21 protein-coding genes and 2 tRNA genes are annotated in these 18,532 nt (G+C 62.6%); 3 read left to right on the plus strand and 20 right to left on the minus strand.

All coding sequences use genetic code 11. The features are described 5' to 3' along the window. Window positions 1-6: 6 nt before the first annotated feature. The 15 genes from LKD37_RS05040 to rimM form a co-directional block, all read right to left on the minus strand. On the minus strand, window positions 7-1,233 hold the full coding sequence (locus tag LKD37_RS05040) for an FtsW/RodA/SpoVE family cell cycle protein (protein WP_302928188.1): 1,227 nt from the start codon (window positions 1,231-1,233) through the stop codon (window positions 7-9). Between the two features lie 30 nt (window positions 1,234-1,263). Further along, window positions 1,264-2,256, minus strand: coding sequence for a phospho-N-acetylmuramoyl-pentapeptide-transferase (gene mraY, locus LKD37_RS05045; RefSeq protein ID WP_302928189.1), 993 nt, complete (start codon window positions 2,254-2,256; stop codon window positions 1,264-1,266). Between the two features lie 33 nt (window positions 2,257-2,289). Next, window positions 2,290-3,717: a UDP-N-acetylmuramoyl-L-alanyl-D-glutamate--2,6-diaminopimelate ligase gene (locus LKD37_RS05050; RefSeq protein ID WP_302928190.1), complete on the minus strand. Its 1,428-nt coding sequence runs from the start codon at window positions 3,715-3,717 to the stop codon at window positions 2,290-2,292. A gap of 21 nt (window positions 3,718-3,738) precedes the next feature. After that, window positions 3,739-6,069 carry a penicillin-binding transpeptidase domain-containing protein gene (locus LKD37_RS05055; RefSeq protein ID WP_302928191.1) on the minus strand — a complete coding sequence of 777 codons (2,331 nt, stop codon included), beginning with the start codon at window positions 6,067-6,069 and terminating at the stop codon, window positions 3,739-3,741. Between the two features lie 86 nt (window positions 6,070-6,155). Next, window positions 6,156-6,728, minus strand: a complete 573-nt coding sequence (locus LKD37_RS05060) for a hypothetical protein (protein ID WP_302928192.1) — start codon at window positions 6,726-6,728, stop codon at window positions 6,156-6,158. A gap of 51 nt (window positions 6,729-6,779) precedes the next feature. After that, window positions 6,780-7,745 (minus strand): 16S rRNA (cytosine(1402)-N(4))-methyltransferase RsmH, encoded by a 966-nt coding sequence (gene rsmH, locus LKD37_RS05065; RefSeq protein ID WP_302928193.1) that lies wholly within the window; start codon window positions 7,743-7,745, stop codon window positions 6,780-6,782. Window positions 7,746-7,748: 3 nt separating this feature from the next. Beyond that, complete coding sequence (gene mraZ / locus LKD37_RS05070; protein ID WP_302928194.1) at window positions 7,749-8,165, minus strand: division/cell wall cluster transcriptional repressor MraZ; 417 nt, start codon at window positions 8,163-8,165, stop codon at window positions 7,749-7,751. 359 nt (window positions 8,166-8,524) lie between these two features. After that, a complete protein-coding gene (locus LKD37_RS05075; protein WP_302928195.1) occupies window positions 8,525-9,115 on the minus strand; it encodes a hypothetical protein in 591 nt (196 codons plus the stop codon). Beyond that, the gene (coaD, locus tag LKD37_RS05080) at window positions 9,116-9,589 is read right to left on the minus strand and encodes a pantetheine-phosphate adenylyltransferase (RefSeq protein ID WP_302928196.1); all 474 of its coding nucleotides are present in this window, start codon (window positions 9,587-9,589) and stop codon (window positions 9,116-9,118) included. Window positions 9,590-9,593: 4 nt separating this feature from the next. Next, entirely contained in the window at window positions 9,594-10,145 is a 552-nt protein-coding gene (gene rsmD, locus LKD37_RS05085; RefSeq protein WP_302928197.1) for a 16S rRNA (guanine(966)-N(2))-methyltransferase RsmD, read from the minus strand. A 4-nt stretch (window positions 10,146-10,149) separates the two neighbouring features. Next, window positions 10,150-10,977: a glycerophosphodiester phosphodiesterase family protein gene (locus LKD37_RS05090; protein ID WP_302928198.1), complete on the minus strand. Its 828-nt coding sequence runs from the start codon at window positions 10,975-10,977 to the stop codon at window positions 10,150-10,152. Between the two features lie 6 nt (window positions 10,978-10,983). Beyond that, window positions 10,984-12,543: an MFS transporter gene (locus tag LKD37_RS05095; protein ID WP_302928199.1), complete on the minus strand. Its 1,560-nt coding sequence runs from the start codon at window positions 12,541-12,543 to the stop codon at window positions 10,984-10,986. Continuing rightward, a complete protein-coding gene (locus LKD37_RS05100) occupies window positions 12,540-13,337 on the minus strand; it encodes an HAD-IIA family hydrolase (RefSeq protein ID WP_302928200.1) in 798 nt (265 codons plus the stop codon). Before LKD37_RS05100 ends, LKD37_RS05095 begins: the two co-directional genes overlap by 4 nt. Before the next feature lie 68 nt (window positions 13,338-13,405). Continuing rightward, entirely contained in the window at window positions 13,406-14,179 is a 774-nt protein-coding gene (trmD, locus tag LKD37_RS05105; RefSeq protein WP_302928201.1) for a tRNA (guanosine(37)-N1)-methyltransferase TrmD, read from the minus strand. Then, a complete protein-coding gene (gene rimM / locus LKD37_RS05110; RefSeq protein ID WP_302928202.1) occupies window positions 14,169-14,675 on the minus strand; it encodes a ribosome maturation factor RimM in 507 nt (168 codons plus the stop codon). Before rimM ends, trmD begins: the two co-directional genes overlap by 11 nt. Window positions 14,676-14,968: 293 nt before the next feature. On the opposite strand from rimM, the gene LKD37_RS05115 reads away from it, so the two are divergent. After that, the gene (locus tag LKD37_RS05115) at window positions 14,969-16,030 is read left to right on the plus strand and encodes a G5 and 3D domain-containing protein (protein WP_302928203.1); all 1,062 of its coding nucleotides are present in this window, start codon (window positions 14,969-14,971) and stop codon (window positions 16,028-16,030) included. Window positions 16,031-16,219: 189 nt separating this feature from the next. Here LKD37_RS05115 and LKD37_RS05120 read toward each other — a convergent pair whose 3' ends face one another. The 5 genes from LKD37_RS05120 to LKD37_RS05140 form a co-directional block, all read right to left on the minus strand. Continuing rightward, window positions 16,220-16,384 (minus strand): hypothetical protein, encoded by a 165-nt coding sequence (locus LKD37_RS05120; protein WP_302928204.1) that lies wholly within the window; start codon window positions 16,382-16,384, stop codon window positions 16,220-16,222. 44 nt (window positions 16,385-16,428) lie between these two features. After that, complete coding sequence (locus LKD37_RS05125) at window positions 16,429-16,926, minus strand: hypothetical protein (protein WP_349048749.1); 498 nt, start codon at window positions 16,924-16,926, stop codon at window positions 16,429-16,431. Between the two features lie 27 nt (window positions 16,927-16,953). Continuing rightward, window positions 16,954-17,469, minus strand: a complete 516-nt coding sequence (locus tag LKD37_RS05130) for a hypothetical protein (RefSeq protein ID WP_302928205.1) — start codon at window positions 17,467-17,469, stop codon at window positions 16,954-16,956. A gap of 110 nt (window positions 17,470-17,579) precedes the next feature. Next, window positions 17,580-17,655 (minus strand) — tRNA-Met (locus tag LKD37_RS05135). Window positions 17,656-17,674: 19 nt separating this feature from the next. Continuing rightward, window positions 17,675-17,760: transfer RNA gene (locus LKD37_RS05140), tRNA-Leu, on the minus strand. A gap of 142 nt (window positions 17,761-17,902) precedes the next feature. On the opposite strand from LKD37_RS05140, the gene LKD37_RS05145 reads away from it, so the two are divergent. Both LKD37_RS05145 and LKD37_RS05150 read left to right on the plus strand, forming a co-directional pair. Continuing rightward, window positions 17,903-18,154 (plus strand): hypothetical protein, encoded by a 252-nt coding sequence (locus LKD37_RS05145; protein WP_302928206.1) that lies wholly within the window; start codon window positions 17,903-17,905, stop codon window positions 18,152-18,154. Between the two features lie 15 nt (window positions 18,155-18,169). Next, a complete protein-coding gene (locus tag LKD37_RS05150; RefSeq protein ID WP_302928207.1) occupies window positions 18,170-18,532 on the plus strand; it encodes a hypothetical protein in 363 nt (120 codons plus the stop codon).

Genomic DNA, 18,532 nt, shown 5'->3' on the forward strand with positions numbered 1-18,532 from the left:
GGCCTCCTATCCGTTTTCCGGGGCAGGCATCTGCCGCGAGACGCTGAGTACAATGCCCATTTCCGCCAGCTGGCACAGCAGAGCCGTGCCGCCATAGCTGAAGAAGGGCAGGGAAATGCCGGTGGCGGGCACCAGGCCCGTGACCACGGCGATGTTCAGAAAGGTCTGGAGCCCGGTGAGGGTCATGAAGCCCACCACCAGCAGGGCACCGAACCGGTCCCGGGCGTGGAGGGCAATCCAGAAGCCCCGGAGGATCAGCAGGGCGAACACCAGCATGATGACGCAGGCTCCCACCAGACCCAGCTCCTCGCAGATCACGGCGAAGATGCAGTCGTTGTGCTCCTCGGGCAGGTACAGGAACTTCTGGCGGCCCTTGCCCAGGCCCACGCCCAGCAGGCCGCCGGAGCCGATGGCAATGAGGCACTGGGCGATCTGCCAGCCGTCGCCCCGATACCACTCGGCGTTGAAGGGGTCCCGCCAGGTGTTGATGCGGTTTTCCCCGTAGTGCAGGATGCCCTTTTGCACCAGGATCACATACAGGGTGCCCACCAGGCCTACGCCGCCGATGCCCAGGGGGATCAGCCAGCCCTTGATGCCGCCCACGATCATCAGCACGATGCCCGTGCAGACGATGAGGATGGTGCCGGACAGGTGGGGCTCCCGCATCATCAGAAGGGCGATGACGCCCAGAATCAGCACATAGGGCCAGATGCCCTGGCTCCAGGTCTGCATTTTTTCGCGTTTTTTGGAAATGGTGGCGGAGAAATAGATGACCACGGCCATTTTGGCCAGCTCCGAGGGCTGGAACCGCAGGAAGGTGCCCCGGATGCCCAGCCAGCGAGTGGCGTTGTTTTCCGTGATGGCGATGGGGTTGCCGGGGACGATGACCAGCACCAGCAGCAGGATGGAGCCCCACAGCAGCAGACGGCCCACGCCCCGCAGGCGCTGATAGTTCATTTTGCTGAGGCCGAACATGGCGGCCAGGCCCAGCACGGCGAAAATGCCCTGGCGGACGAAGTAGTACGCGCCGTTGCCGTTGTTTTCATAGTAGGCGGAGGGGAAGCTGGCGGACAGCACCATGACCATGCCCATAGCCGTCAGCAGCAGGGTCAGCAGCAGAAACGGCAGGTCCACAGGGCCCCGGGCCGCTTCCCTGGATTGCTCCATGGCCTCCCGGCGCTGCTGGGTGCTCCAGGTGCCTACCAGGCGTTTTTTACTCTTGGTGCGGGCCATACGGTTCCCTCCTTTCCAGCAGGTTTCAGGTTATGCGCCGAAGCGGTCCATGACGCCCAGATAGGCCAGGACGCAGAAAATGGTGCTGACGGCGGCGAACACCGCCACCACCTTGGTCTCCTTCCAGCCGCACATTTCGAAGTGGTGGTGGAGGGGGGCCATTTTGAAGATACGCTTGCCGTGGGTCAGCTTGAAATAGGTCACCTGGATGATATCGGACAGGGTCTCGCACAGGTAGACGAAGCCCACCAGCAGCAGGATCAGGGGCATGTCATAGGCAAAGGCCAGGGCCGCCACCGCGCCGCCCAGAAACAGGGAGCCGGTGTCGCCCATGAACACCTTGGCAGGATAGTGGTTATAGAACAGGAAGCCCAGCAGACCGCCCACCAGAGCCCCGGCGAACACGCCCAGCTGGCCGAAGCCCTGCCACAGGCCGCCCAGCACCGCGAAGAACACGGCCACAGGCACCGTGACGCTGGAGGACAGGCCGTCCACGCCGTCGGTGATGTTCACGGCGTTGACGGTGCCGATGATGACGAAGGCGGCGAAGATCATATACACCACCCACGGCAGCACCAGATGGGTGTTGAAGAAGGGGATATACAGGTTGGGACTCAGCATACCCTCGTAGCGCATCAGGCACAGGAAGGCCACGGCGGCCGCCAGCTGCAGCAGGAACTTCTGGGGAGCGGTGAGGCCGGTGTTCTGGTGGTGCTTCACCTTCTGATAGTCGTCGATATAGCCGATGACGCCGAACACCAGGGCGAACACATAGACATACAGGTGGGTGAAGTTCCCCTCCAGCATGCCCTTCCAGCCCAGGATCAGAATGGCAATGCCGATGCCGATGATGAACATCAGGCCGCCCATGGTGGGGGTGCCCTGCTTGCCCTTGTGCCAGGTGGGGCCCACCTCTTTGATGCTCTGCCCGGCCTTCAGCCGGATCAGTGCGGGGATCAGCAGCTTGCCTGCTGCCAGGGTGATGACCAGGCTCACAACGCCTGCCAGAATGATTTCCATCATGTTCTCTCCTTCCCGTCCCGCAGGGGACGCGGGTCAGCTTCCGTTTATATATTCTGCAATGATCTGTCTTTCATCCATAGGCAGCCGGTGGCCGCCTGTCTCCTGGGTGGTTTCGTGGCCCTTGCCGCAGAGGATCACCGTGTCGCCGGGGCGGGCCAGGTCCAGAGCCCGGAAAATGGCCTCCCGGCGGTCCGGGATCACCAGATGGGGGCCGCTGAGCCCCGGGAGAATGTCCCGGATGATGGCCAGAGGGTCCTCGGTGCGGGGATTGTCGGAGGTGAGCACCGTCAGGTCGGCGTATTGCCCGGCGGCGGCCCCCATCAGGGGGCGCTTGCCCTTATCCCGGCAGCCGCCGCAGCCGAACACCGCGATGATGCGGCCCGGGGTCATAGGCCGGAGGGCCTCCAGGGCCTTGGCCAGGGCCTCCGGCGTGTGGGCAAAGTCGATGAAGATGCGGCAGCCCAGCCCCGGGGCCGATACCGGCTCCATGCGGCCGGGAACGGCGGGCACCTTGGCCAGAGCACCGGCGGCGTCCGGCAGGGAAATGCCGGACAGGCGGGCCATGGACAGCGCTGCCAGGGCGTTGTACACGGTGAAAAGTCCGGGGATGGACACGGACACGGGACAGGAGACTTCGCCCTCCCGGGCGGTGAACCGGACGCCGGTAGGGGAGAGGTCCATGTCCTCTGCCAGCAGGCGGCCTCCGTGAAGCCCGTAGTCATATACGGGACAGGCGCAGTCCCGGAGAATGCGCTCCGTCCAGGGATCGTCGCGGTTTACCGCGGCGGCGCGGCACTGGCGGAACAGGGCCGCCTTGGCGGCGGCGTAGTCCTCCATGGCGCCGTGAAAGTCCAGGTGGTCCCGGCTGAGATTGGTGAAAGCGGCTATAGTATACGCCAAGCCGTGGACCCGGTCAAGTGCCAATGCGTGGGAGGAGACCTCCATCACGGCGTGGGTGCAGCCGGAATCGGCCATCTGCCGCAGCAGGCTCTGCACCTCCCAGGACTCCGGGGTGGTGCGGCGGCTGGGCAGGACCGCGCCGCCTATGCGGCAGCCGTTGGTGCCCATCAGGCCCGTAGGGATGCCCAGGGCCTGAAACAGCCCCGCCGTCAGCCAGGCCACGGAGGTTTTGCCGTTGGTGCCGGTGACGCCGATCAGGGACAGCTCCCGGTCCGGGTGGCGGAAGAAATTTCCTGCCATAAGGGCTAAGGCCCTGCGGGGGTCCGGAACAAGGACATAGGGCAGCCCCTCCACCGGGTGGGCGGACACGGCGCATGCCGCGCCCCGCTGCCGGGCCTGGGCCGTGTAATCGTGGCCGTCGGCGTTGGCTCCGTGGATGGCCACGAACACCTGGCCGGGCCGTATCGTGTGTGAATCATAGCCTGCGCCGGTGACGTCCCGGGGCAGGTCCGCCGAGGCGTACCGGATGGGTACGCCGGTCAGCAGGTCCCACAGATTCACAAAAGGGCGCTCCTTTCCGCGTCAGTCTGTCATGTTGGCGTCGCCCAGCTGCACGGTGATCACCGTGCCGGCAGGCACCTGCTGCCCGGCCTCCAGGCTCTGGCTGAGGACCCGGATGTTGCCGGAGGTGGTCTGCGTGGCACCGCTGAACCGCACCAGGAGCCCGGCGTTGGTGGCGGCCACGTTGGCCTCCGCCGCCGTCTTGCCCACCAGCTGGGGAACGGTGTACATGGTGTTGGGCTTTTCGGCCCCGGCGTAGAGGATGACGGTGGACTTGCCGGGGATCACCGCGCCTCCGGCGGGGGTCTGGTCCGTGATGGTGTCGCCGGCGCCCACCACCTTGCAGGTGAAGCCCCGGGATTCCATGCGGCTCTTGGCGTCCTCCACGGAGCTGCCGATGACATAGGGAACGGTGGTATCCGCGCCCAGCAGCTCCTCGGCGCTGTAGGTGGGCTCAATGCCCAGATAGGGCAGGATATCCGCCATGATCTTGCTGTTGACGGGGGCCACCATGCTGCCGCCGGACACGGAGGTGCCGGCGCTGCGGCTGGGGGTGTCCATGGTCACCAGGATGATGACCTGGGGATCGTCCGCCGGGGCGAAACTGACAAAGGAGACCACCAGGTCGCCGGTCTGGCCCTTGTCGGCGGTGCCGGTTTTGCCGCCCACGCGGTAGCCCTTCACCTGGCCGTTGCGGCCGGTGCCGTCGGACACCACGTATTCCAGGCATTCCCGGACGTGGGCGCTGGTTTCCTCGCTGACCACCTGGCGCACGGGGGTGTTGTCGTGCTGATAGGTGATGTTGCCGTCGCTGTCCACGATCTGCTCCACCAGATAGGGGGTGTGCAGATAGCCGCCGTTGACGCAGGCGGCCTGGGCCGCGATCAGGGCCAGAGGCGTGACGTTGAAGTTCTGGCCGAAGGCGTAGCAGGCCAGGTCCAGCTGGGTGAAGTTCTCGGGGCTGGCGAAAACGCCGGTGGCCTCGCCGTCCAGGTCCACGCCGGTGCCGTTCATCAGGCCGAAGTCGTTCATGTATTCATAGAACTTCTCGTTGCCCAATTGCAGGCCGAAGGTGATGAAGGCGGGGTTGCAGGAGTGGGCCGCTGCCTCCTTCAGGGTCTGGGTGCCGTGGGTGCCGGTGCAGTGGATGGTGGCGTCGGACACGTGGATGCCGCCGGTGCAGGTGTAGGTGGTGTTCATATTGATGAGCCCCTCCTCCATGGCGGCGGACATGGTGAGGATCTTGAAGGTGGAGCCGGGCTCGTAGGTATCGTTCAGGGCCTTGTTGCGCCACTGCTTGAGCAGCTGGTCGGAGGTGTCAGTGAGGTTCTTCTTGAACAGGTCGTTCTGAACGGTGAAGGCGTCGTTGACATCGTAGGTGGGATAGGACACCATGCCCAGGATGCCGCCGGTTTTCACGTCCATGACGATGCCGGTGGCGCCGTGCTCCGCGCCGTATTTGTCAGCCATCTCGCCCACATATTTCTCCAGATAATACTGGACGTTGGCGTCCAGGGTCAGGACCAGGTCCTGGCCGTTTTCGGCGGCGAAATACTGCTCATACTCATAGGGCAGGGGATTGCCCCGCTCGTCCTTGGCGGTGACCACCAGGCCGGTCTGGCCCTGAAGGTACTTGTCGTAGCGGGATTCCAGGCCATACAGGCCGGTGTTGTCGGTGCCCACAAAGCCCAGAACGTGGGAGGCCAGGGAGCCGTAGGGGTACACCCGTTTGGCGTCGGCCACCATGTAAACGCCGTGGACATCGGTGTCGTTGATGAGCTGGCGGATCTGGTCCGCCACGTCCTCGTCCACCTTCTTGGCCAGGACCTCATACTGGGAGTCCGTGCGGTCCATGCAGGAGCGGATGGTGTCCTGGGACACGCCCAGAATCCCGGAGAGACTGGCAGCCAGGGAATCATAGGTCCAGTGGACTTGGGATTCCTCGGACAGGGGCGTTTCCCCCTCCGCCAGGGAGGCATTCTTCTGACGGATCTCCGCCAGGCGCTCCTCCTCGGCGTCCAGCTGCTCCTTCAGGTCCTTGGGGGACAGGAACACCGTCTCCGTGGACACGGACACCGCCAGCTGGCTGCCGTTGCGGTCGTAGATGGTGCCCCGGAAGGCGGAGACCACCGTCTGGCGGGTCTGCTGGTCCAGGGCCCGGGTCTGCATCTCCTGGTGCCGGGTGATCTGGAGGTGGTACAGCTGGAAAAACAGGATCACGAACAGCAGGATGCCCATGACCAGCATCAGCCAGAAGGTGCGGCTGCGGACGGTGCGGGTGGCCTGCCGGGCATAAAATTCCGGTGAACGCTGCTTTTTTTCGCTGGGTTTTCTCTTTCTGGGTCTGAACATGGGCTGCTCCTTTCGCCGGAATACCAAGGCAAGGAGCAAGAAGTATTCCTTCTCACTCCTTGCGCGTCTTAACTATATGGCGGCGCTCAGCGGAAATATTCCACCACTGCGTCCACGCCGTTCTTTACCCAGTTCCAGGCCTGGGCCAGGGGCCCCGTGGACTCGGGACGACAGATCTCGGCCATGTCCGCCCCGCCCAGCTCGATGTACTCAATCTGGTCGGTGGTGGGCTTGGTCATGCCCGCGGCCTGGGCCGCCGCCTTGACGGCGGACTGGTCAAAGGCCTTTTCGTATGCCACGCCCAGGGCCACGTTGTCCTCCTGGGCCTGCTGCAGCTGGGCCTGCTTGACGGTGACGTCGTGGCTGGCCTGCATCAGGCGGATATAGCCCATCATCAGCACCACGGCCATCATCAGCAGCACGGCCACACCGGCCAGCATAACCGGAGAGGCATGCTCCCGGGGACGGGCTGCCGGACGGCGGCGGGGCTCCTGCCGGGGACGCTCCCGGCGCTCCGGACGGCGCAGAGGCTCCTGGGGCTGTTCCTGGGGTTGGCGGACGGCATTGCCGTCGAACTCGCCCCAGTTCAGGGTATTCAGATCATAGGCAAGGCTGCCGAAAACCGGCTCGTTGTTCATCCTTCTCGTATTCTCCGCCATGGTCGGGCAGCTCCTTTCGTATGTTGAAATCGTTTCCGAAAACAGGAAAATTTACAGCTTTTCCGCCACACGCAGCTTGGCGCTGCGGGCGCGGGGGTTATAGGTCAGCTCTGCGGGGCCGCAGACGATGGGCTTGCGGTTCACCAGGCGCACCGTGGGCTTTTTGCCGCAGACGCAGACCGGGAAATTGGGGGGACAGGTGCAGCCGGTGGCCAGCTCCTGCATGGTTTTTTTGACGATGCGGTCCTCCAGCGAGTGGAAGGTGATCACCGCCAGGCGTCCGCCGGGGGCCAGACGGCTGGCCGCGCCCCGCAGCATGGCGGTGAGCTCCTCCAGCTCGCCGTTGACGGCGATGCGCAGGGCCTGGAAGCTCCGCTTGGCCGGGTGCTGCTTTTCCCGCAGGGCCTGGGGCGGCATGGCGCTTTTGATCAGGTCCACCAGCTGGCCGGTGGTTTCGATGGGAGCTTCCTCCCGGGCGGCGACAATGCGCCGGGCAATGGCGGGGGCGTAGCGCTCCTCGCCGTATTCATACAGGATCCGCCGCAGCTCCTCATAGGACCATTCGTTGACCACGGTGCGGGCGGTAAGGCCGGCGGTGCGGTCCATGCGCATGTCCAGGGGGGCGTCGTGCATATAGGAGAAGCCCCGCTGGGCGTCGTCCAGCTGCGGGGAGGACACCCCCAGGTCAAAGAGCATGCCGTCCACCGCCGGAATCCCCAGCTCATCCAGCACCTCCGCCACCCGGCTGAAGTTGCTGTGGACCAGGGTGACACGATCGGCGTAGGGGGCCAGCCGCTGACGGGCGGCCTCCAGGGCGGTTTCGTCCCGGTCCAGGCCGATCAGGCGGCCGCCGGCGTTCAGGCGGCGGACGATCTCCCAGGAGTGGCCCGCCCGGCCCAGGGTGCCGTCCAGGTATATGCCGCCGGGGCGGATGGCCAGGCCCTCCATGCACTCGTCCAGCAGAACGGGGCGGTGGCCGAAGGCCACATCGGCGGCTTCGTTTCTGTCAAATGCCATGGCTCACATCCCCATTTCTTCCATTGCCTTCTCCAGCTCACCGGAGCTGAAGGCCTCGTCCTCCATTTTTTGCCAAAGAGCGGCGTTCCAGATCTCGGCCCGGTCGAAGATGCCGATGATGACCACCTCTTTTTCCAGGTTGGCATACTGCCGCAGCTTGGCGGGCAGGAGAATGCGGCCCTGGGCATCGGGGACACAGTCGGTCATATAGGCGTACATCATCCGCAGGCGCTTGATCTCGGTGAAGCTCTTGCCTTTCAGACTTTCGTTGAACCGGGCCCAGCCCTCGTCGGAATAGACGGACAGGCAGTGATCCTGGCCAATGGTGACGTGGAGGGTGCCGCCCAGCTCGTCCCGGAGCTTGGTGGGGATAAACAGACGGCCCTTGGCGTCAATGTTGTGCGCATATTGACCGTTCATGCCTGCTCCCCCTCCCCTCGGCGCTGTTTTGTGGGAAAACCGTGGGACATCGCCACACAATCATGGGTTTTGCCACCATTTTGTCCCACATCGAAATCAAAAAAAAGACACCATCAGATATGTGTCTTTATTATATAACGCTATATAAAATTTTTCAAGGGGTATTTTAACCCGCTTTTTCGCTCAAAATCTCGGAATTATGGGTTTTTCCAGGGAGTTCCTGCACTTTTTCAAACGGCTGTTCTATTTTGCCGCCAAAAACCCGCATCCCGGAGGCTGACAAGACACCAGCATGCGGGCTTTTGGCAGAATAACCAGTAAATTTCAGCGAAAAGCACAAAAATGAACAGGGAAATTTTTCACTCCTCGGAGGAGGGCTTGACGGGGTCGGCCTTGAGCTTCTCCTGGCAGGCCTGCATCTGTTCGGCGGAGGCGCTGCGATAGCGGACGCGGGACTCCCGCACCTCGTCCAGGGCGGCCTGAATAGCTTCCTCCGTCCGGCGCAGGGCGTCCTCGGTGTAGGTGTTGGCCACCTGGTACAGCTGGCGGCTGCGGTCCTCGGCCTGGCGGATGATCTCGCTGCTGCGGCGCTGGGCCCGCTGGATGGTCTCGCTTTCGGAGACGATGGTCTTGGCGTCCTCCTGGGCCTTTTCCAGCATGCGCTTGGCCTCGGCCTGGGCCTGCTCCCGAAGGCGCTTGGCCTCATCCTGGGCCTGGTCCAGCATGCGGCGGACCTCGTGATTGGCCTTGTCCACATACTGCTCCTTGGACTTCATCAGCTCCTGAGCCTTGGTGAGCTCGCCGGGCAGCTTGTTGCGGATCTCGTCCAGCAGGTCCAGCGCCTCATCGCGGTTGATGACGCATTTTTCGGAGCTGAAGGTGGCGCCCTTGGCCTCGTCGATCATGCCGAACAGCATGTCCAGAAGCTTCTGCACATTTTTGTCTTCCATTTATGACCGTCCTTTCCACTGCTCGGCCACCGGGGCCGGCACATATTGTTCCATAGGCTGTCCGTAGCGGATCATTTCCCGGACCATGGTGCTGCTGAAATGCTGATAGGCGGGACTGGCCGGAAGGAAAACCGTTTCCAGCCCCGGGCAGATGCCCCGGTTGATGCTGGCCATCTGATACTCCTGGTCGAAATCCGTGGCGTTGCGCAGGCCCTTCACCAGGACGCAGGCCCCCTTTTCCCGGGCATAGGCGGCCAGCAGGCCGCTGTAGTGCTCCGCCGTCACATTGGGCAGGTCCGCCACGGAGCGGCGGATCATGTCCACCCGCTCGTCGGCGGAGAACATGGGCTTTTTGTCGCAGTTGACCAGCACGCAGACATACACCTGGTCAAAGCACTGGGCCGCCCGACGGATGATATCCATATGCCCCAGGGTGATGGGGTCGAAGCTGCCGGGGTAGATCGCAATTTTCATGGGGTTATTCCTCGTTTCCCTGGCGGTGGTAGACAGTCAGCTTGATCCGGCCGTAGCGGTACTCCCGATAAAGGCGGTAAGGGGCCGCCAAGGGGGGCAAAACGGCGTCTGCCGGACTTTCCGCCATTATTATACCATGCTCGCGACAAATGTCAAACCCTGCGATATCCTGCAGAGCCTGCTCCAGCAGACCGGTGTCATAGGGGGGATCCAGGAACACCAGGTCGAACTTCTCGCCGCTGCGCAGATAGGCCAGGGAGTCGCCGTTCCGGACCCGGGCCCGGTCCGAAAGTCCGCACAGCTCCAGGTTCTCCCGGATCAGCTTCAGGGCGGCGGCGCTTTTGTCCACAAAAACCACCTCCGACGCGCCCCGGCTCAGGGCTTCGATGCCCAGCTGGCCGGTGCCGCCGAACAGGTCCAGTACCCGGCGGCCCTCGATGTCGAATTGCAGGATGGAGAACATGCTCTCCTTGACCTTGTCGGTGGTGGGACGGATGTCCATGCCCTGGGGCTCCTTCAGGCGGCGGCCCCGGGCGGTTCCGGTGATGACTCTCATATCGTTATCCCTTCGGATCGAAGCACTCGAAGATCACCAGGTTCCCCTGGGCCTCGGCGGCTTCCATCTCCTCTTTCGTTCGGATGGTCCAGTTGATCTCCTGGACATGGTAGAATTTCCGGCACCAGCGCAGACACAGGTTGTCCCGGTCGGAGAACCGGTAGGCGATGAAGTCGGGCTTGGCGGCAATATTGGAGAACAGATTTCCCAGCAGCCACATGGTGGCCTTGCCGTGACCGGCGGTCTCCCCGTGGCGCAGGAACTGCTCGGACAGCTGGCCCCGGACGATCTCCGGGCGGTTTTTCTTCAGCCAGATCAGGCAGCGGGGGTCAAAGGACTCGATGCAGTAGTGGACCCGGTAGCGGTCCAGCATGCGGCAGGTGGCCTCGGCCAGGGCGGCGTGGTTGCCCCGCTCGGCCTTCAGCTCGATGATCAGGGGCGTGCGGTCCTGGAACAGCTCCAGCACCTCCTCCAGCAGGGGGATGCGCTCATCGGTGCCTTCCAGACGGTAGGTTTTCAGCTCCTCCGCCGTCAGGTCCTCCACCAGCACGTCGGCCCCGGCGGTGCGCTTCAGGCTGGCGTCGTGGATCACGGCCAGGCGGCCGTCTCTCATCAGGTGGACGTCCAGCTCCGCGCCGTAGCCGTTCTCAATGGCCCGGCGGAAGGCGGCCATGGAGTTTTCGGGGATCCGGGGCTTATCGTGATAGCCCCGGTGGGCGTAGCGGAACAGCCGCAGCAGGCCCCAGGCGCTGTGGCCCCGGCGGCACTGGAGCATCAGGGTGAACAGCTCCCCCAGGATCAGCAGCACCAGCAGAATGATAACAGCAACCATCCGGCGTCAGTCCTCCATTTCGTCCAGGGCCTCCAGGCCCCGCTTGGCCTGGGGCTTGCTGTCGCCGTGGCGGACGAACAGCATGGTGACGAAGGCCAGAGCCGTGAACACGGCGGCGTAGGGGAACAGCACGTGCATGCCGAAGCGGTCCATCAGCAGGCCGGACAGCATGGGCGTGGCCACCTGGGCGGCCATGGAGGCGGTGTAGTAAAACCCGGTGTATTTGCCCACGTCGCCGCCGGAGCACATTTCCACCACCATGGGGAAGGAGTTGACGTTGATGGTGGCCCAGGCGATACCGGCCAGGGCGAACATGGCGTTCATGAGCATGGTGGGGCTTTCGGCGTTGAGGAAGGCGGCCACGGTGAAGGCGGTGGTCAGCATGACCACACCGGCCAGAATGGTCTTTTTCCGGCCTGCCTTGGAGGCGATGAAGCCTACCGGCAGATAGGAGACGATGGCCGCCGCCTGGGCGATGATCAGGGTCAGGTTATAGTCCTTGTGCAGGATGTTGCTGGCATATACGGAATACTTGGAGGTGACGGCGTTGTAGCCGAAGAACCACAGGACGATGGACAGAAGAAGGAGAATCAGGGACCTTACCTCGTCCACGGACAGCTTGCGGCCGCCTTCGGCCTCCTCCTGCTCCTGAGTTTCCTCCTCAATGCCCAGGGCCACGGCCTGCTGCTGCATCTCATAGGCCCACTCCTTCTCCCGGACGGTGAGCATGAAGATTACCAGCGCCACCAGCATGATGGCGGCGATGACGGCGAAATAGCCGGTGTAGCTCATCAGGGAGTTGCGGACGGCGGAGGTGGCGAACACCATGCCCAGGGCCAGCACCAGAATGCCGCCGGCGGAGCCCATCAGGTTGATGACGGCGTTGGCCTTGGAGCGCAGGGGCTTCAGGGTCACGTCCGGCATCAGGGCCACCGCCGGGGACCGGAACACGGCCATGGACACCAGCACGATCAGCAGCAGTACGATGAAGAACACCAGAGTTACCGGACTTTTGGCGGTGGCGTCCCAGGCGCAGGCCTGGCGGGCGGGGACCACATAGTTGGTATAGTCGGGGTTGGTGACGGTGCTGCCGTTCTGCTCCACCTGGCTGCGGATCTGGCAGAATTCCTCCTGGGTGAACTTCTGGCTCAGGACGAACTTGTCGCCGCCGGGGGTCAGCAGGGTCTCGCCGGCCTGGCGGTCATAGATCTGCTCCAGGGCGGCGGGATCGTCGATGGCGGAGACATCGGACAGATGCCGCAGCTGGGCATTGTCCACGAAGGACAGGGCGATGAGCATCACGGCGGCCACCAGCGTACCCACCACGATGAAGGGGGTCCGGCGGCCCCGCTTGCCCCGGTGCTTGTCGGAAATGGCGCCGAACAGGGGCAGCATGAACAGGGCCAGCACATTGTCCAGGGCCATGATGACGCCGGACCAGGCCTGGCTCATGCCGAACTTGTTGGTCAGGATCAGGGGAATGGTGTTGTCATAGGCCTGCCAGAACGAGCAGATCAGGAAGAAGGCAAAGCCCACGAAAATAGTCCGCTTATAGTTGAGTTTCATACGGTTTCCTCCAGTTCACGGTACAGAGTACCGATATCGGGATACACCCAGGTGGGATGGATCTGATAGGTGTCGATGTCCGCCATGGTGCCCTCGCCGGACAGGACGAACACGGTGTCGATGCCGGCGTTGACGCCGCAGGCCACGTCGGTGTACAGCCGGTCCCCCAGCAGCACCGTCTGCTCTGGGGAAAAGCCTGTGCGCTCCATGGCCAGCAGGGCCATCTCCGGCTTGGGCTTGCCGATGACCACCGGCTCCCGGCCGGTGGCGGTGGTGAGCATGCGGCAGACGCTGCCGCAGTCGGGCACGGAGCCGTACCAGGTTGGGCACACCCAGTCGGGGTTGGTGGCCACAAAGGGAACGCCCCGGTTCAGGAGAATGCAGGCGTCCTCCAGCTTCTGAAAGGTCAGCTCCGTGTCGAAGCCGCACAGCAGCACCTCCGCCTGCTCCCGGTCCCGGGTGACGGGGATCCCGGCCCGGTCCAGCTGGGACAGGAAGGAGTCCGTCCCGAATACATAGCAGGTTTTCCCGGGCAGGGCCGCCTTCAGATACCGGATGGTAGCGTCCACGGAGGTGAGATAGTCGCCGGGGGCGGACTCGATGCCCAGGCGGCGGAGCTTTTCGATGTACCCCTCCACGCCCCGGGAGGAGTTGTTGGTGAGAAACAGGTAACGGCCGCCCATGGAGCGCACATGGCGCAGAAACTCCGGCACGCCGTCAAACAGGCGGTCGCCGATGTAGAGGGTGCCGTCCATATCCAGCAGAAACAGCCGCTTGTCCCGCAGCTTGGTCACGGAATCGTCTCCTTTATACAAAAAATACAGCACAAGGATACCACAAAGCGGTGGGGCTTTCAAGCACGTTATGCCTGGTCCTCCTGCTCCTGGCGAAGCTCGTCCTTGGCCTGCTGCAGGACCTTGCGGTCGTGCTTGGTGGTCAGCTGGGTCTCGTCAAACCGGGCGAACATATCCGGGCGGCGGACCATGGTGCGCTTGTAGCTCTCCTTTTTCCGCCAGTCGTCCACGTTGCCGTGGTGGCCGGACAGCAGCACCGGCGGCACGGCCCGGCCGTGCCACACCTCGGGGCGGGAATACTGGGGATATTCCAGCAGGCCGTTCCAGTGGCTCTCGTCGGTGTAGCAGCTTTCCTCCGGCAGAACGCCCGGCACCATGCGGCACAGGCAGTCTGCCACGGCCATGGCGGGAATCTCGCCGCCGGTGAGCACGAAGTCTCCCATGGAGATCTCCTCGTCCACGCACTCGTCCAGAAAGCGCTGATCCACCCCCTCATAGTGGCCGCAGACCAGGATCAGGCGGTCATACCGGGCCTTCAGCTCCTTGGCTACCTCCTGGTTGAATACCCGGCCGCAGGGGGAGAGGTAGATGGTGTGGACCCGCTGGCCCGCCTCCTGGCAGATGTGGTCCCAGCAGCGGTACAGGGGGTCCGCCTGCATAACGGCTCCCCGGCCCCCACCATAGGGGTAGTCGTCCACCTGCATCTGCTTGTTGGTGGTGTAATCCCGGATCTGGTGGGCGGTGATCCGGATATAGCCCCGCTCCTGGGCCCGGCCCATGATGGACTGGCCCATCATGGCGTCGATGGCGTCGGGGAACAGGGTCATGATGTCAATTTTCATCGGTGGCCAATCCTTTCATCAGGTGCACCCGCATTTCACCGGCATCGGGGTCCGTGCTCTCGATGAACACGCCGGGAACGGCGGGGATGAGATACTCCCGCTGGCCCTTGACCTGATAGATCCGGTGGGCGGGGTAGATCAGGACCCGGTCGATGACACCGACCTCGCCGCCGGTGGCGCAGTCGATGACCCGCAGGCCCACCAGCTCCTGGTCGAAATACTGCCCCTGGGGCAGATGGGCGTCGGTGCGGCGGATGGACACGGTTTTGCCCTTCAGGGCCAGGGCGGCGTCCATGTCATCCACCCCGGGCAGGGCCATCAGCACCGTGGACTTGTGGACCCGGGCGCTGCGGACCCGGACGGGCTGGCCGTCTATATAAATGGTGTCAAATTCCGTGAGAAACTCCGGGTCAAAGCCGTGGGGGTTCACCTTGACCTCCCCCCGGATGCCGTGGGCGTTGACGATCTGCCCCACGGGGATAAATGCAGGACGCATGGCGGTTCTCCTTTATGATACAAGTTCTTTCAGCATACCACATTTGTCTGCCATTTTCAACGGTTCGATTTTGTTTCTATTCGTAACTTTTTGTAACCGAATTTCCCAATTGACAGCTGACCCGGGCGTGTCATATGGAACAAAAATGGCGGCTTTGTGGTGAACGAAATCCGGGAAATGGCATAAAACTTGACAAAAGTGGGTATAAGTGCTATACTCCTACCATATTTTGAAAAAGTAACAAAAGTTACAAACCGGTACACATGCCGGAAATCTACCTCTTGGGAGGGCATATGAAAGACATGAAAGACAGAGTCCGGCGGGCCATTTCCGCCGTGGCCGTGCGGGAGCACTGGCGGATGCGCCGGGTGCTGCTGCTGGTCATGGTGGCGGTGACCGTGCTGGGCATGGTGACGGTGAGCAGTATGGCCGACGCGGTGCAGCCGCGGCGGGTGTATGTGGTGCTTACCGCAGACGGCGGAACGGAGATCATCTCCGGCCGTCCCAGCCGGAGCATGAGCTTCGGCATTCTGGAGACCCGGGTGGACTACAACGCCAAGGAGGCCCAGCTGCTGCTGCAGCATGGTCACAACGTCACCGTGACCGGCGAGGAGGAGACCCGCACCGTGCAGACCCGCAGCGAAACGGTGGACCATCTGCTCCACCGGCTGCACATGGAGCCCGCCGAGGATGAGATGGTGTTCATCGACCTGACGGGGGATCAGCCATCCATCTATTTCCGGGCGGAGATGACCCGCCAGCGGACGGTGCAGCTGTCCGTGGGCTACAGCAGCCGCCGGGTGGTGAACTACTCCCTGGCCAAGGGCACCGAGCGGGTGATGCAGCAGGGCGTGCCCGGCACCATCACCAACACCTACACCGATACCTATCGCATGGGCCGCGTGGTGTCCACGGAACTGACGGACACCGTTACCGACGGCGCCGTGGAGGAGGTCGTGGAATACGGCACCCGGGTGTCCTCGGTGGAGCGGTCCGACCGGCTGGTATCCGTACACAGCAACGGGGACGGCTCCGGCTATCTGCTGTTCGCCTCCGGCGACACCATGACCTTCTCCCGGACCCTGGTGTGCAGCGCCACTGCGTACTCCATTGGCACCCGCACGGCCTCCGGCCGTCCCACGGCGGTGGGCAACATCGCGGTGGATACGTCCGTGTTCCCCTACGGCACCCGGATGTACGTCCAGACGGTGAAGGGCTCCTGGCACTATGGCATGGCCACCGCCGCCGACTGCGGCACGGCCATCAAAGGCAACAAGATCGACCTCTGGTTCAGGACCTATTCTGAGGCCTGCGACTGGGGCCGGCGGGACTGCACCGTGTACGTTCTGGACTGACGGCGTGAAAGCTGGAGAAAAGCATCAATATCGTGTTTGCGCAAAAACGGCTGTGCCCGAAGGGGCACAGCCGTTCAGCTTGTCGGAGAAAATAAAGTCAGAAAAACAGCCGTCTGCAGTATGCGCACCTGCTGCTGCCTTGTATGGCACGGCTGTGAATGAGAATGACATCCTCTGCTGATATCCAGATCATTCTGCCATCCTCTTATAGTCGGAAGCAAATTCCGCCAGCATTTGCTCGCGGGAAATTTTTGCGGGCTCCTCCGCGATCTGCGGCTTCGCCTGGGAATCCATGGGAAAAGTCATATCTGTATCCATCGTGCTCTCCTCGTTGCAGCTGGAATTATAGTGCATGTCATGTGCAAAGTCAACGGGCTCCGCAGGGGAAACGCCACGCCTTATGGATGCTCCCTTGTCTCCGCATATTCATCCAGAATATACCCCGCATATCTGGCGGCCTGTCTTTCCTCTCCGATCGGAGTCAGCTGCAGGGAATTGATCCATTGAAAATAATGCGTCAATTCATGCGCTATGGTGCTTAGTGTCGCCGCCAGAGCGTTGTCCCTTCCCCATTTCCGGCACAGGTCGTCATAGTCGCCGGCGGCAATGCGTATATACGGCTCGACTGTATAATCATCCTCTATGCTCCAGAAGGTACCGGTCACTTTTTCTCCATCCATGGCAGTGAGGCGAACAGCATTTTTTACGTAAACGGTAACTCTTAACGGAAAGAAGTATTCTTTCCTCAAAAATACGGCGAACTCCTTACAGGCCCTCCGCACCTCGTCGTCTGTGCCTTTATCAAACCGCAGTCTCAGCCCGCTTCTATGGCCTTCTCTTGTTAAATCTATGTTCTTTTCCCAATTATCTAACGTCCATATATGATACATTGTCAATTTATCCCATCCTGATCAAAGTGATGCTTAAAGGCGATGCCTGCTGATACGAATCAGCCGGTCATACGCCTCCTGGACAGCCGCACACATATCCCGGTCTGCAAGCTCCTGGCAGAATCGCCGGATTCTCTCTTGTGATGAACGGCTGATTTCCGGATACACGTCCGACAGGCTGTTCAGGATGGCACATTGGTTCCGGTAATTGCACCGGCCGAACATACGGATCAACCCGGCCGCCGGCGTTTCATCTCCCAGATGGATCAGGCTTTCAAGCAGGCAGATTTTCGCGAATGTATCGGTTTCCCGTATGGCAGACAGCCGGTTTCGCAGGCCTGCGCGTTCCTCATCGCCCAACAAACGCCCTGCCGTTCCCACGCAGATATAGGCATACCCCCGCACCAACGGGTGCCGCGAGGCGGACAGCCGCATGGCCGCCGCCAGCGTATCGTCTCCCGGAAATGCGGACAGGGAATCTATGGCGCTGGTCTGTACCAGATAGGAGGCGTCCTCCCGTAGCGCGTCCCGCTTCGCGTCCCATGGCATGATTATAACTTATCCGCAGGCAAATGACAACGCATATCCGCCCATAACGGCGGAATTTTGCCATGGGCCCGAAAAAACAGCCGTTTTCGACAAGAAAACGGCTGTTTTGGTGGTTGCGGAGGGAGGACTTGAACCTCCGACCTCCGGGTTATGAGCCCGACGAGCTACCAACTGCTCTACTCCGCGATATTGAATTGGGTCCGGTTGGTGCCGGTGACCGGACTCGAACCGGTACGGTATTGCTACCGGGAGATTTTAAGTCTCCTGTGTCTACCATTCCACCACACCGGCGGATATCGGCAAGAAGTATAATACCACACCCCTCCCTCCCTGTCAACCCCTTTTTTGAAATTTTTAGTCATGGCCGGGACAGGCACGTTTTCCGGAAGGGACACATATATTGGGCTATGCAGCAACGGATGGAGGTTTTTCTATGGATCAGAAGGAAATGATGGAGCGGCTGAAGCGGGACCCGGCGGCCCTGCAGGCGGTGATGGGGTCCCGGGACGGCCAGATGCTGCTGGGACTGCTGTCCGGCAGCGACGGGGGCCGCACCCTGCAGCAGGCCGTCCGCCAGGCGGCGGCAGGGGACGCCTCCGCCATCAGCGGGATGCTTCAGGGCATCATGAGCACGCCCCAGGGGGCGGCCCTGGTGCAGCGGATCGGCGAAAGCCTGCAAAAATAGGGAGGAGGGGCGGCAGTGTCGGAGCTGGAGGAAAAACTGAACGCGCTGCTGTCCGATCCCAACAGCATGGCCCAGGTCATGCAGATGGCCCAGCAGCTGTCCGGAGCCATGGGGGAGCAGAAGGCGGCCCCGCCGCCCCCTGCCCCGCCGCCGGGGCCTGACCTGGGGGCGGCCCTGGGCGGACTGGACCCGAAGCTCCTGGGGAAGCTGCTGCCCCTGGTCGGCGAGCTGGGGACGGAGAACAGCGCCGCTTTGCAGCTGCTCCAGGCCCTGCGCCCGTTCCTGAAGGAAGAAAAGCAAGGGAAGATCGAGCGGGCGGCCCGGCTGGCGCGGCTGATCCATGTGGGGAAAAAGCTGCTGGCGGATTGGGAGGGGTAG

It is taken from the genome of Brotocaccenecus cirricatena (assembly GCF_020687045.1).
Taxonomy (GTDB): domain Bacteria; phylum Bacillota; class Clostridia; order Oscillospirales; family Oscillospiraceae; genus Vescimonas; species Vescimonas cirricatena.